Raw genomic sequence first — 13,931 nt, forward strand, 5'->3', positions numbered from 1 at the left:
ATGATAACCTCCAATTTATAAAAATCTTAATTTTTAAACTCCAAATAAATCCGGTAAAAATGTTGAAATAGCTGGGATATATGTTATTAATAACAGCACGATGACAGCCGCTATTAAAAATGGCAGAATAGCTTTTGAAATACTATGAAGCTTTACATTCCCTATACCGCAGGCAACATAAAGGTTTATTCCGACAGGAGGTGTAAATAAACCGATTGCCAGATTAACAGTCATAAAGATGCCAAAAACGGTAGGATCAATATTGAAATGAATAATGACTGGAATTAAGATAGGCACAAAAATGTAAAATGCTGAAATAGCATCTATAAAGGCGCCCGCAATCAGCAGAATCAAGTTTAAAATCAATAAGATGACAATTGGATTTGAACTGATGGATAACAGGGAATTAGCCATATTGTCAGCTATTTGTTCTGTAGTAATGATGTAGGCAAACAAGGAGGCAGAACTTACGATCAACATGATAACTGCTGTTTGAGCAGCTGATTCATAAAGAATCCGGTAAATATTCGATAATTTCAAATCTCGATAAATAAAGATTCCTACAAAAAATCCGTAAAATACAGCTACGACTGCTGCTTCAGTTGGAGTAAAAATACCTCCATAAATCCCGCCAAGAATAATGACCGGCATTAACAGACCCCAAATTGCATCCTTGAATGCCTGAAATGTTTCTTTTGGTGTTGCTTTAACTCTAGCCTCAAGGGCTGCAGCAACTTCATTTACTTCGATATTTTGTTTTAATAAATCGCGTTTTTTCACATATATTGCAGCAACTATAAAACCTGCACCTAGTAAAAGACCCGGTATGACACCTGCAATAAATAATCTGCCTATTGAAACATTTAATTGATCACCGGCTACAACAGCAAAAACGATCATGGCTATACTTGGCGGAATAACGATTCCAATCGCGCCTGAACTGGCTAACAGCGCACTGGCAGATTCTTTTTTCATGCCATTCTTCACTAAAGCTGGAATCAGGATCCCTCCAATTGCGGCAACAGTAGCGGGACCTGAACCGGAGATAGCCGCAAAAAAGATAGCTGTTATGACAGTAACCAAAATAATTCCGCTTTTATAATGCCCAACACACACATTTGCAAAATGGATTAACCTTCGGGATATTCCTGCATACTCCATAATGACTCCTGCAAGAATAAAAAATGGAATCGCGAGTAAAGTAAATTTTGCTATGCTGGGATATAAAACATCAGGAAGCAAGGTTAAGCTTGAAGGACCCCAATTTAATAAGAGAACTGAAATAGATGATGCCGCAAGTGCAATTGCGATTGGGATTCTAATAAGGACCAATAAAGCGAAGAGTCCGAATAATAAAAGAGCATTCATGCTTTCATCCCTCTTTCTGAATGTTTATTTATAGTTGCCCATTCAATGGCACCTGCCTCAATGGTCCGATAGAGACAGAACAGGCAGCCTATAGGGAAAACAAGTGAAAACATCCATTGCTTGATTCCAAGGGAAGGAGTTATTAAATTTCTTTCCATTTGAAAACGGACCATCTCATAACCGTAGTAAGCAAAAAGGATAAAAACAGCTGAAATGAGAGCGGTTCCAAAAATGATCAGTATTTTTTGGCCTAATACGTTTGATTTCTCAAACAGCAAGGAAAAACCAAGATGAGCATTCTTCCTAAGTCCTGCAGCAGCACCTAGAAAAGTGAGTAAGACAAAGAGGTTTATTGTGATCTCTTCTGTAAAGGATAGAGAGTAGTGAAAAAAGTACCTGGTTATTACATTTGCAAACGTAATGACAGACATCGTTAACATGGTTGCGGCAAGAATAAAATTTTCGATGCAGCTGATCACTTTTGACATAACCGATCATCTCCTTTTTTAATTTTTAAACGCATCAAGCAGTTCTTTTCCCCAAACATCTTCATACACTTCATAAATGTTTTCAGAAGCTTTTCGGAAGGCTTCTAGTTCTTCCTCTGTTGGATACACAAATTCCATCCCGGCTGCTTTTAATTCCTCAATTTGCTCTTTCTCTTTTTCTCTTGCAAGTTCTATTTGAAATTCATTTGCATGTTTAGCTGCTTCTTTAATAATTTTTTGGTCATCAACGTGCATGCTGTCAAATTTTTCTTTGTTCATTCCAAAAATGAGGGGGTCATATGAATAGTTCCACATTGTAATATATTGTTGAACCTCTTCCAATTTTGATGAACGGATGACATCAATTGGATTTTCCTGACCATCAATTGTGCCTTGCTGCAAGGCTGAAAATACTTCTGAAAAAGCCATTGTTGTAGGATCTGCTCCTAAGCCTCTCCAAAGATCTGAATACATCTTTATTCCTGGAATTCGTATTTTCATATTTTCTATATCTTCAGGAGTTTGAATCGGTCTGACACCATTTGTTACTTGACGAAACCCATTTTGACCAAAGCCTAACGGTTCAATCCCGTTTTCAACAAGAATTTCATTTAATGCCCTCCCTCCTTCACCGTTCATTTTTTCATCCACTTCATTTAAATCTTTAAAAAGAAAAGGAGCGCTAACTACACCTAGACGCTTTTCAAATACGGAATATATAATCGGTGAATGATAACTAAAATCTGTTGAGCCTTTTAAGAGCATCTCTACCCCTTTTGCTGAATCTCCTGCAGATAGCTGTTCATTTGCATATACTTTTGTTTTAATTCGGCCATTTGTCTTTTCTTCAACTTCTTTAGCAAATCTTTCAGCTGCCAGGTACCAGGTGGAAGAATCATTTACTGTTACCGACATTTTTAAATTGTAGCTTTTCTTCTCATTTGGGACACTTGTGATTACGCTGCTGCAGCCAGCTGTAACCACAAGAAAGATAGCGCTTACAAAAATGTACATGATCTTTTTCATCTGATTACAATTCCTCCTTTACTCACATAACCCAATCTCTTTGAAATTTCTTGAGTGGCGCACAATGCTGGTTCGATGATTTGCTCAATCTGTTCATCTGTAAAACGAAAAGCCAGACCAGCAATACAAAGTGCCCCAGCCAATTCTTTTCTTCCGTTAAATATGGGAAATGCAATACCTTTTAATCCCTTCTCCCATTCTTCTTGATCAGTTGCATATCCCATTTCATAAATCTTTTTTAATTCAGGAACCAAGGATTCTTTATCAGTTATTGTGTTTTCTGTAAAAGACTTTAGCTGGTTTTTTGATAAATAACGCTCGAGGAGCTGCGGCGACAAATGAGCCAAATATAATTTTCCTGAAGCTACACAATGGAGAGGTGCTTGTTTTCCTACATCAAGGACAATGCGGACAGCCAGATTTGTTTCAACTTTTTCTACATAGAGCACTTGATCTCCAAGATACTGCGCTAAAAGAACGCTTTCCTGCACCTTGTTGGCTATGCTTTCTAAGAAGGGCCTTGCTGTTTCCACAATATCAAGCTGATCTTGTGCCTGAAATGCCAGTTGAAACCATTTTTGTGATAAGATGAATTTTTCTTGGTTATTTTTTGTAATATATCCAAGCTGCTCAAGCGAAGATAAAAATCGGTGTACAGTTGCTTTATTGCTGTCCAGCTTTTCGACCAATTCAATAAATGTCATTGGCTTCTGTGCGATCACTTCTAAAATTCCGAAGGATTTTTCTACTGTTTTAATAACCACGCTGAAGATAAAAACCTCCCTTTTTCCAAGAACTAGTTTCACTATGTAAAACTTCAGTTCCAATAATAGGTTATGTTCAAATTATTGTCAATATTAAGAATATTTACTTTGAGATTCTATATATCAAGTAAATCCCTGTATTTATTCTTGCAAAATAAGTAATAAATAGAGATTTCATTCTGGTTCTGCTGATGACAATGAAGTATTTCTAAACATGGTTATCTAGCTGATGGTGTCTGAGCGGCGATTTTATTTATGATTATTTAGAACATAGATTAATTAAAAAATATGGATTTTTCTATTTCAATAAAAAAAAATCGATCCTTCAAAAAAGGACCAATCTTTTTTTATTCCTTATCTCGGATCTACATAATCCGGATAATCCGTTATAATTCCATCCACTTGCATCTCTAAAAGAAAATCAGCCGTTTCTTGACTTCGAACCGTCCATGATTGAATTTTCATTCCTTCTTCATGTACTTGATTAACAAGCTCTTTTGTGACGATTGTATAGCTTGGGTTGAAATAGTCAGCGTATGCACTGAATTCTTTTAATGCTTGCTGTGTTGTATGTAATCGAGATGATGTCAGGACACCAATCGGTACTTTTGGAAGAAGATCATTCATTTTCTTCATTGATTCAAAATTAAATGATTGGATAATTGTTTTTTCATTTTGAGGTTTATCTAAGTTTCTCTCTTTTAGCTCAAGAGCAACGCTCTCTTCAATTCCTGGATATAGCTCTGGTGCTTTAAGTTCAATCAGTATTCCTACTTTCCCGTGATAGCGATCAAGAATTTCATCAAATGATGGAATTTTTTCACCTGCAAATTCTGTGCCTTTCCAGCTGCCTGCATCAAGATTTCTTATTTCTTCGTACGTTAAACTTTGAACGGGTCCGCTGCCATCTGTGGTACGGTCTACTGTAGTATCATGAATGACGACTAATTCCCCGTCTTTACTTCTTTGAACGTCAATTTCAATGTAATCAGCCTTCATTTCGACAGCTTTGTCAAACGCTGCAATCGTGTTCTCAGGTGCATATCCTGAAGCTCCCCGATGTGCTACATTATCAATCTTGGTTCCCGCTGCTTCTGCTGAAGTTGGCTGTGTGATTGGACCAACTAACAATGCGAGTGCAATACCCGCTCCCGCTGCCCACTTTTTATTCATTTCATCGTCTCCCATTCGCTATTTTTTCCAACAGCTTTAGTTTAATAGATCATTGTATATGTAATGTGAAGAGGATATATCATAATATTTTCTTTACTGTGAATAAGTTTAGGAGTTTTAGCATGCTTTCCTTTACAAACATTTATTGGAAAAATCATGCAGCCTATTTGTGCTGGAATGCGTGATAGAATGACATTTGAGGAAGTGATTATAAGATGAAAATGGTCCTAATTCTTCTCCTTTCTTTCCCGTTTTTGCTCAGTCTGGATCCTTTGGTCTATGATTCTGACTATCATGCAAGTTATCAATCTCCGGAAGGAATCATGTTTCTAAGCTATACAGATGGCTGGGATGAAACGAAGCTTCAGCAGTTATACAAAGAGCTGATTCAAAATAAGCATGGAGATGAGCTTTCCCTGCTTCAGGAAGTGCGGATCAGAGGGGGTTCTTTTGGAGAATCTTCAACTAAAGGAAGCTTTCATGCCTTGACAGACAGCATTACATTATATCAAGGGGATAAATATACGGAAGTATCTTCGTACAGGGACACTCTTTCCCATGAATATGGCCATCATTTTGCTTATCATTACGTGTTGTCTCATCATTTGCCTTTTTCTGAGTGGAGTAAAATCAGAAAAATTGATGATTCCCCTATTCGATGGGATGCGTTTTGGAATTATGCAGATGATGCTCACCAATGGTACCCGCAGGAGATAATTGCCGAGGATTATGTCCTCTTATACGGAACTGCCGAAGAAACTGATATACAAGAGGTCAAGAGCAGCAATGAACCTTTTTATTTAAGAACGCAGCATGAGAATGAACGAATTCCAAATGTGCTGGATAATAAAAAGATGTTTCGGTACTTGGAAGAAGCAAGCGGTTTGAAGATAGATGATTCCCGCTATATAAAAACTCCTGACCTCCTTGGCATCAAGGATCAGGAGCTGCGGTTTGGAATAGCCAATAAAGATCAAATAGCCTATAAATTCAATCTTATTTTTTATGCAGATGGTGTCAAAAAGGAATCAAAAGAGCTTTTGAAGATTTCTTCTGATAAAACTGGCGAATTAAAAGTACCTTTAGAGGATTATTTAAGAGGCACAGCTTATTCAGATGTTTCTCTTTCAATTGATGTCCTGGATTTAAATACTTCCAGAGGCTTTGAAACTGAAAAATATCATCTGAAGATTGATCGTAATTTGATGCTTTCTAAAAAATAGCCTCTTAATATCGACTAAGTCTAAAGATAATAGTGAATTCCGTATTTCAGTCCTGTCTATTCTATAATACAAATTAGATAATATTTACTAAATCATAAAAATATTTATCGGATAAACTGGCTGAACTCCTTCATTTAAAGACAAAAAAACACCGATAAAAAATCGGTGTTTTAACGACTATTTAGATTCTTCTATCTCATTGTCTCCCCAGGATTCCGTGTTTTTAAGACCTTTAATGGAGCTTGCTCTGAATACAGGGTTCTTTCCTTCTTTACGCTGGCGTCCATAATCTTTTAAAACTTCAAATGCAAGCTTTGAAAGAAGTGTTATGGCGATCAGATTTGTAACGGCCATAAGACCCATGAATAGATCTGCCATGTCCCATATCAGCTGGAAACCTGATACAGACCCAAAAATCACCATACCGATGACAGCTAATCGATAAATGAAAAGTGCTGATTTGTTCCCGTTCAAAAATTCAATATTGGTCTCACCATAGTAGTAATTTCCGATAACCGAACTGAATGCGAACAGGAGGATCGCGACTGCCAGGAATGTTCCTCCCCAATCTCCGATATGCGATTGCAATGCAGCCTGTGTAATCTGAATTCCGTCTAATGCCGAGTCAGGGGTCGTATCAAACAACAGTATTAGGAATGCAGTAGTACTGCAGATTATGATGGTGTCAAAGAATACACCAAGTGTCTGGATAAAGCCTTGTTTAGCCGGATGAGTTACGCTTGCCGTTGCAGCTGCATTCGGCGCACTTCCCATACCCGCTTCGTTTGAAAACAAGCCTCGTTTAATTCCGTTTTCAATGGCTGCTCCGATTCCGCCGCCGACAGCCTGCTCAAAACCAAATGCATTTGAGAAGATAACGGCTATAACAGATGGGATCTCAGCGATATTGGTGATAACAACTACTAGTGCTACACCTATGTAGATTAAAGCCATTACTGGCACTATAATTTGAGAAGCTGCAGCGATCCGTTTCAGCCCTCCGAAAATGATGATTCCTGTAAAGATTGCCAAGATAATCCCCATAACGGTTTTGTCCACGTTAAACGCGCTTTCAAAAGCAAGAGCGATCGTATTAGCCTGAACCGCGTTAAAAATTAATCCGAAACATAGAGTTATTAATACGGCAAAAAGAATTCCCATCCACTTTGCATTAAGTGCTTTTTCCATATAATAGGCAGGTCCGCCTCGGAATTGATCTCCGTCTTTCACTTTGTAGACTTGAGCAAGAGTGCTTTCGACGAAGCTTGATGCCATTCCGACAAGTGCGATCAGCCACATCCAGAAGACTGCTCCCGGTCCGCCGACTGCAATCGCAATAGCCACCCCGGCAAGATTTCCTGTGCCCACACGCGAAGCTGCGCTAATAAAGAATGCCTGAAGGGATGAAATGCCTCTTTTTCCTTCCTTTGAGGTCATGCCCGGCTCTTTTAAAAGCCTGAACATTTCTCCAAAATAGCGAAACTGCACAAACTTTGATCGAATAGTGAAATATAATCCCAGACCTACCAGCATATAAATTAATAAGTAAGACCATAAAATTGTATTTCCGCCTGATATAATTCCGTTAATAAAATCCATTTAAAACCTCCTGAAAATAATGAATATTCATTTTTTATGTCAGTTTATCTTACATAATAAAATAATATTATATCACTTTTTGTCGATATAGCGAGAAAAAACAAAAAAATTTCTACTATTCTAATTTGAAATTGTGCGTTATGATAGTTCTATTATAAAAAAAGGAGGAAAGTTATGAGACAGCCTATCTTACTTATTCTCATTGCCTTACTCCTTGCAGGAACCGTTCCGCAAATCCATCATCAATCATTTGCTGCACCTGCTTTTGATCTTGAAGAACATGTGCAACCATCCTCTGCTGATGAAAAAGACGATCTGAAGTTCCCTTTCTTCATTGAACACAGTCTGGCAGAAACTGAATCTTATCTTTTAGCTGCAGTCTATTTCATTGCCATGCTGTCAGGATGGAATTTCAGAAAAAAATTTTTACTGGCTGTTTTTTACCAATCATCTTATTTCGATAAAGCATCGCTTCCATCCTAGAGACTATATGTAAAGGAGGGCGACGCGATGTTTTGGCTGAGACTTATTATGGTGACAGGTTTTTCATTAACAGCTGTCAGTCTATTTTTATATCAGGGAATTGAGATTATGCATGCATTCACTGATTACTTTACTAAGAACAAATAAAACGAAAAGACATCCTCTATTTTCTGAGGATGTCTTTTTTATCATTAATTATTTCGTTATGCGCCAAACTTCTTTTACAGATCCTGAATCTCCTTCATCTATGAAAAATGAACCGTTGCTGTAACGATCATTTGCTCTTAAGGTTTTAGGTGCAATTTCTTCAATCTGTCCTTTTTCCGTTTTGATTATAATCGTATCCTCCGGCTGAATGATCTGCATGCCGACTAACCGGTGAGGGTTATTTTTAAGCTCGCGCAGCATGATCAATCCGCGTTTTGCACGTGAGGTTTTTTCAAATTCCTTGAGTGACATTTTTTTCGCCGCTCCTCTTTGTGTAACGATGACAACTTGAGGAATTTCACCGGCTGTAAATGCTGAGCCTCCGACTACGGAATCTCCCTCTTTTAAGTTAATGCCTTTCACACCCGCTGCTCTTGCTCCTACAATGTTCACTTCTTCCTCTGAGAACCATAAGCCGTACCCGAACTGTGTAGCGATAAAAAGATCATCTCTGCCAGATGTAACATGCACATCAATCAGGACATCATCATTTTTTAAGTTTACTGCCATCAATGCCTTAGAATATCGTTGTGCTTTGTACAGCTTTAACTCCGTTTTTTTGACCATGCCGTTTTTTGTGACAAACAGCAAGTATTGTTCAGTGGTAAAGTCTTTGACCGGAATCGCTTTTATCAGCTGTTCATCCCGCTCGAGATTTACGATATTGGCGATATGCTGCCCAAGGTCCTTCCAGCGGATATCAGGCAATTCATGCACAGGGCAATAGATGTAATTTCCTTTATTTGTAAAGAGAAGGACGACATCAGTTGTATTTACGTCATATTTAGCGAGTAAACGGTCTGTTTCCTTCATTCCAAAGTCCTGGCCGTTTGATGCTGCATATGACCGTCCGCTTGTGCGTTTAATGTAGCCGTCTTTCGTCACCGTGACGATTACATCTTCTGAAGCGATCATGACTTCAAGATTGATTTTAATCTCCTGAATTTCATTTTCAATGACAGATCTTCTTTCATCAGCATACGTCTTTTTGATTTTTTTCAGATCTGCTTTGATAACTTGATATAATCTTTTTTCATTATTCAGGATTTCAAGAAGGGCTGTGATTTTTTCATCAAGCTCTTTTGCTTCATTTTGAAGCGCCGTTATATCCGTATTGGTTAATCGGTATAGCTGCAAGGAGACAATGGCTTCTGCCTGAAGCTCTGTAAACTGAAATTTAGAAATTAGGTTATCTTTAGCATCCCGCTTGTCTTTTGAAGCACGAATTGTCGCAATTACTTCATCAAGAATCGAGAGTGCCTTGATTAAACCTTCAACAATATGCTGTCTTTCGCGTGCTTTTTGCAAGTCATAGTTGGAGCGGTTAGTAATGACTTCTTTTTGGTGTGCAATATACGCATCTAAGATTGTCGGAAGCGTCATTAACGTTGGCCTTCTGTTATGAATGGCAACCATATTGAAATTGTAAGGCACCTGCAAATCACTGTTTTTATAAAGATAGTTCAGGATGCCTTGTGCATCTGCTTCCTTCTTCAGCTCAACCACGATTCGCATGCCTGTGCGGTCTGTTTCGTCACGGACTTCTGCAATGCCATCCAGCTTCCGTTCAATTCTGAACTCATCCATCCGTTTGACAAGATTGGCTTTATTCACTTCAAAAGGGATTTCCGTAATGACGATTTGCTGCTTTCCGCCTCTGATGCTTTCAATTTCTGCTTTTCCTCTAATGATGATCTTGCCTTTTCCTGTTTCATAGGCTTTCTTAATGCCTTCGATTCCCTGAATGATTCCTCCAGTCGGAAAATCAGGACCATTAATCACCGTCATTAGCTCATCAACCGAACAGTTCGGCTGATCAATCCTTTTCATGACAGCGTCGATCACTTCACCTAAGTGATGAGGAGGAATATCCGTCGCATAGCCTGCTGAAATCCCAGTTGAGCCGTTTACGAGCAAATTCGGGTACATGGCAGGCAGGACGAGAGGTTCCTGGCTGGTATCATCAAAGTTTGGCACAAATTCAACCGTACGTTTATCAATATCACGGAGAAGTTCCGATGCAATCGGAGAAAGCCTTGCTTCTGTGTAACGCATCGCAGCTGGAGGATCTCCGTCGTTGCTTCCGTTGTTTCCGTGCATTTCAATCAGCAGATTGCGGACCTTCCAATCCTGGCTCATCCTCACCATGGCGTCATATACGGATGTATCTCCATGAGGATGGTAGTTGCCGATTACGTTACCGACTGTTTTTGCGGATTTGCGGAAGTTTTTGTCATTCGTATTTCCATCCACATGCATTGCATAAAGGATTCTGCGCTGAACAGGCTTAAGCCCATCGCGTGCATCAGGCAATGCTCTGTCTTGAATGATGTATTTACTGTAACGCCCAAAACGGTCACCTATCACATCTTCAAGAGGGAGATCGCGAAATTTTTCTGGCTGTGTCATTTAGTTATTCCTCCTCTGCGACGGATAAGTTCTCGTTTTCTAAGATGTTGGTTTCTTCATCTAAGCCAAAAGCTACATTGCTTTCTATCCATTTCCGTCTAGGCTCAACTTTGTCACCCATCAATGTTGTGACGCGTCTCTCAGCACGTGCGGCATCGTCAATGCGGACACGGATTAATGTTCTAGTCTCGGGATCCATTGTCGTTTCCCACAGCTGATCTGCGTTCATTTCTCCAAGACCTTTGTAGCGCTGAATCATGTAGCCTTTTCCAACTTTCTTTAGAACATCCTGAAGCTCTTCATCTGACCAGGCATATTCCACGACCGCTTTTTTTCCTGTTCCTTTGCTGACTTTGTATAAAGGCGGCAGAGCGATAAAAACTTTGCCTGCTTCAATGAGCGGCTTCATATAGCGGTAAAAGAAAGTCAAAATCAGCACTTGAATATGCGCTCCGTCTGTATCAGCATCTGTCATGATAATGACTTTATCGTAATTGCAATCTTCCACATTAAAATCGGCTCCGACACCTGCTCCGATGGCATGGATGATTGTATTAATCTCTTCATTTTTGAAAATGTCTGCAAGCTTTGCTTTTTCTGTGTTAATGACTTTTCCGCGCAATGGAAGAACGGCCTGAAAGCGTCTGTCCCGTCCCTGTTTCGCTGAACCGCCGGCAGAATCACCCTCAACCAGATAAATTTCATTTCTTTGAGGATTTCTGGATTGTGCAGGGGTAAGTTTTCCGCTGAGCGTGGCCTCAGAACGTTTTCTTTTCTTTCCGCTTCTTGCTTCCTCGCGGGCTTTCCGGGCTGCTTCCCGTGCCTGGAAAGCTTTTATCGCTTTTCTGACAAGCAGCGTGCTTGTCTCCGGGTTTTCCTCTAAAAAGTAAGCAAGATTTTCCGATACGACAGAATCAACAGCAGATCTTGCCTCACTTGTGCCGAGCTTTCCCTTGGTCTGCCCTTCAAATTGCAGCAGCTCTTCAGGGATCCGGACGGAAATGATCGCGGAAAGTCCTTCTCGTATATCTGATCCGTCAAGGTTTTTATCTTTTTCTTTCAAAATGCCGACTTTTCTGGCGTATTCATTAAATGCACGGGTCATGGCCGTTTTCGAACCCGCTTCATGTGTTCCGCCGTCTTTTGTCCGGACGTTATTTACAAACGATAGGATATTCTCTGAGTATCCGTCGTTAAATTGAAAAGCGAATTCAACTTCAATGCTGTTTTGTATTCCTTCAAAGGAGACAACATTGTGCAGGGAATCCTTTTCTTCATTCAAATAGGAGACAAACGCTTCGATCCCTGTATCGTAGTGGTAAACGTCTTTTGTCTGATTCCGTTCATCAATCAGCTCAATTTTCAGGTCTTTTAAAAGAAAAGCGGATTCCCGTAAGCGTTCGCTTAATGTCTCAGCGTTATATGTTGTAGTGCTGAATATGGCTGGATCAGGCTTGAAATGAATGATTGTGCCTGTTTTTCCCGACTTCCCGATTTTCTCTAGAGTTGTTGCAGGTTTACCGCCATTTTCAAATCGCTGTTCATAGACATATCCATCGCGATGGATGGTGACAACAACCCATTCTGACAGTGCGTTAACTACAGAGGCACCAACGCCATGGAGCCCGCCGCTTGTTTTATATCCGCCTTGTCCGAATTTCCCTCCGGCATGCAGAACTGTCATAATAACTTCTGCAGTTGGTTTACCGAGCTTGTGCATCCCTGTTGGCATCCCGCGCCCTTTGTCCTGAACAGACACACTATTATCTTTATGTATTTTAACAATTATGTGATCACCAAATCCGCCTAATGCTTCATCAACGGAATTATCAACGATTTCATAGACGAGGTGATGCAAGCCTCTCGCATCAGTGCTGCCGATATACATACCCGGTCTTTTCCGCACTGCTTCTAATCCTTCTAATACTTGAATCGCATCATCATTGTAATCAAACTGCTGCTGCTGCTTATCCAAACGATTTAAGCTCCTTTCAAAAAAAACAAATGTCACGTAAGAGATTGCTGCATATTAAGAACGTATGTTTCTATAATCATATCTTACCATCAGGCAACGTGACAAGACCTGCACCTTTACTCTTTTTCAAGTTTACCATTGTTTAGAAAAAGTAGCGTATAAAAATAAATACCCAAGCTATATTTTATCTGTTGCTGAAAATTTCGCAAACTAAATCTTAGCAGATGCACGCTAAAATTGAAAATATTTTGGAAAAATGTTGAATTTGCTCCCTTTTTAGACATAACATAATGATATATCAGATTGATACATCAATCCATAAGGAGGCCTCACATTGTCGATTGAACACTCTATTTTAGCCGTCATCAGTTTTACTCCCGCTACAGGGTACGATATAAAAAGTGAATTTGAGACCAAAGCTTCAAGTCTTTTTTGGGGAATGAGCTATGGGAGCATCTATCCCAAGCTTAAAAACCTGGAGGAGAACGGCTACATTTACTCTGTTTCAAAAGAACATGGCGGCCGGCAGAAAAAGCAATATGAACTGACGAAAAAAGGCTGGATTGAACTTGAAAACTGGCTGTCTGAAGCCCCGTCCTATCCATCTGTGAAAGATGAATTATTTATGAAATTGGCAGCATGGCATTCAGAAATGGACGAAGATCTTCTAGTATCCCATCTAGAGAAAAGAAAAGAAGAGAGTACAGAGCTGCTTCAATACGTCCGCCATTGGCAGCAAAACGGCACTTCATTTATTTCAAGTATCGGAATGATCGGCATCCGCTATGCAGAAATGAAATTGGAAACTGAAATCCGCTGGATAATTGAATCTGTTGAACAATTAAAAAATGGTGCTCTGCCGTCATCACAAGACCCCCGCGGCATAGAGCAAAAGCTTCTTAAACGGCGCAAGAGCAAGTTGAATTCATGAATTTACAGGGGGTTGGAGCAATTGCAGCATTTATAACAATTATGGCACTTCCCTGGGCTTTTATTGGACCTTTTTCAAGCGTCTTTGTTGATTGGCTGCCGAAAAAGAAGGTAATGTTGTTTTGTATATTTATGATGGAAGCTAGGGGGTTGACATAAGTGCTGCAGGTATTGGCAGCGTGGTCGCTCTTTCTTAATGGGACGATAGACTCCATTCACTTCGCTTTATGGCAATGGCTGCTTTCTTTCGCATCATCATAATTGTGCTTACAGGGCTCGGAGGATT

Annotated in this window: 11 protein-coding genes; 3 read left to right on the forward strand and 8 right to left on the reverse strand. The window is 39.6% G+C overall.

From position 1 onward, the window contains the following. Positions 1 to 33: 33 nt before the first annotated feature. The 5 genes from QFZ72_RS15250 to QFZ72_RS15270 form a co-directional block, all read right to left on the reverse strand. Positions 34 to 1,368, reverse strand: a complete 1,335-nt coding sequence (locus QFZ72_RS15250) for a TRAP transporter large permease (RefSeq protein ID WP_307434765.1) — start codon at positions 1,366 to 1,368, stop codon at positions 34 to 36. Further along, positions 1,365 to 1,856 (reverse strand): TRAP transporter small permease, encoded by a 492-nt coding sequence (locus tag QFZ72_RS15255; RefSeq protein ID WP_307434767.1) that lies wholly within the window; start codon positions 1,854 to 1,856, stop codon positions 1,365 to 1,367. Before QFZ72_RS15255 ends, QFZ72_RS15250 begins: the two co-directional genes overlap by 4 nt. Before the next feature lie 18 nt (positions 1,857 to 1,874). Beyond that, complete coding sequence (locus QFZ72_RS15260) at positions 1,875 to 2,882, reverse strand: DctP family TRAP transporter solute-binding subunit (protein ID WP_307434771.1); 1,008 nt, start codon at positions 2,880 to 2,882, stop codon at positions 1,875 to 1,877. After that, entirely contained in the window at positions 2,879 to 3,646 is a 768-nt protein-coding gene (locus QFZ72_RS15265; protein ID WP_307434774.1) for an IclR family transcriptional regulator, read from the reverse strand. The genes QFZ72_RS15260 and QFZ72_RS15265 overlap by 4 nt, the downstream gene beginning before the upstream one ends. A 354-nt stretch (positions 3,647 to 4,000) precedes the next feature. Then, entirely contained in the window at positions 4,001 to 4,819 is an 819-nt protein-coding gene (locus tag QFZ72_RS15270; RefSeq protein ID WP_307434777.1) for a glycerophosphodiester phosphodiesterase, read from the reverse strand. Positions 4,820 to 5,034: 215 nt separating this feature from the next. Between QFZ72_RS15270 and QFZ72_RS15275 the strand changes: the two genes are divergently transcribed. Beyond that, complete coding sequence (locus QFZ72_RS15275; protein ID WP_307434780.1) at positions 5,035 to 6,042, forward strand: hypothetical protein; 1,008 nt, start codon at positions 5,035 to 5,037, stop codon at positions 6,040 to 6,042. 177 nt (positions 6,043 to 6,219) lie between these two features. On the opposite strand, the gene QFZ72_RS15280 is transcribed toward QFZ72_RS15275, so the two are convergent. Next, entirely contained in the window at positions 6,220 to 7,641 is a 1,422-nt protein-coding gene (locus QFZ72_RS15280) for an alanine/glycine:cation symporter family protein (protein ID WP_307434783.1), read from the reverse strand. A gap of 174 nt (positions 7,642 to 7,815) precedes the next feature. On the opposite strand from QFZ72_RS15280, the gene QFZ72_RS15285 reads away from it, so the two are divergent. After that, positions 7,816 to 8,124 (forward strand): hypothetical protein, encoded by a 309-nt coding sequence (locus tag QFZ72_RS15285; RefSeq protein ID WP_307434785.1) that lies wholly within the window; start codon positions 7,816 to 7,818, stop codon positions 8,122 to 8,124. A 195-nt stretch (positions 8,125 to 8,319) separates the two neighbouring features. On the opposite strand, the gene parC is transcribed toward QFZ72_RS15285, so the two are convergent. Both parC and parE read right to left on the reverse strand, forming a co-directional pair. Next, positions 8,320 to 10,740, reverse strand: a complete 2,421-nt coding sequence (gene parC, locus QFZ72_RS15290; RefSeq protein WP_307434788.1) for a DNA topoisomerase IV subunit A — start codon at positions 10,738 to 10,740, stop codon at positions 8,320 to 8,322. Between the two features lie 4 nt (positions 10,741 to 10,744). Beyond that, positions 10,745 to 12,715 carry a DNA topoisomerase IV subunit B gene (parE, locus tag QFZ72_RS15295; RefSeq protein WP_307434791.1) on the reverse strand — a complete coding sequence of 657 codons (1,971 nt, stop codon included), beginning with the start codon at positions 12,713 to 12,715 and terminating at the stop codon, positions 10,745 to 10,747. A 334-nt stretch (positions 12,716 to 13,049) separates the two neighbouring features. On the opposite strand from parE, the gene QFZ72_RS15300 reads away from it, so the two are divergent. Continuing rightward, complete coding sequence (locus QFZ72_RS15300; RefSeq protein WP_307434794.1) at positions 13,050 to 13,646, forward strand: PadR family transcriptional regulator; 597 nt, start codon at positions 13,050 to 13,052, stop codon at positions 13,644 to 13,646. Positions 13,647 to 13,931: the final 285 nt, after the last annotated feature.

This window comes from Bacillus sp. V2I10, assembly GCF_030817055.1.
In the GTDB taxonomy this organism is placed as follows: domain Bacteria; phylum Bacillota; class Bacilli; order Bacillales; family Bacillaceae; genus Bacillus_P.

Bases quoted from the DNA above. Each gene is read 5' to 3' on its own strand.
- QFZ72_RS15260 (WP_307434771.1), bottom strand. From the start codon at position 2,882: ATGAAAAAGATCATGTACATTTTTGTAAGCGCTATCTTTCTTGTGGTT.
- QFZ72_RS15275 (WP_307434780.1), top strand. From the start codon at position 5,035: ATGAAAATGGTCCTAATTCTTCTCCTTTCTTTCCCGTTTTTGCTCAGT.
- QFZ72_RS15255 (WP_307434767.1), bottom strand. From the start codon at position 1,856: ATGTCAAAAGTGATCAGCTGCATCGAAAATTTTATTCTTGCCGCAACC.
- QFZ72_RS15285 (WP_307434785.1), top strand. From the start codon at position 7,816: ATGAGACAGCCTATCTTACTTATTCTCATTGCCTTACTCCTTGCAGGA.
- QFZ72_RS15280 (WP_307434783.1), bottom strand. From the start codon at position 7,641: ATGGATTTTATTAACGGAATTATATCAGGCGGAAATACAATTTTATGG.
- QFZ72_RS15270 (WP_307434777.1), bottom strand. From the start codon at position 4,819: ATGAATAAAAAGTGGGCAGCGGGAGCGGGTATTGCACTCGCATTGTTA.
- QFZ72_RS15250 (WP_307434765.1), bottom strand. From the start codon at position 1,368: ATGAATGCTCTTTTATTATTCGGACTCTTCGCTTTATTGGTCCTTATT.
- parC (WP_307434788.1), bottom strand. From the start codon at position 10,740: ATGACACAGCCAGAAAAATTTCGCGATCTCCCTCTTGAAGATGTGATA.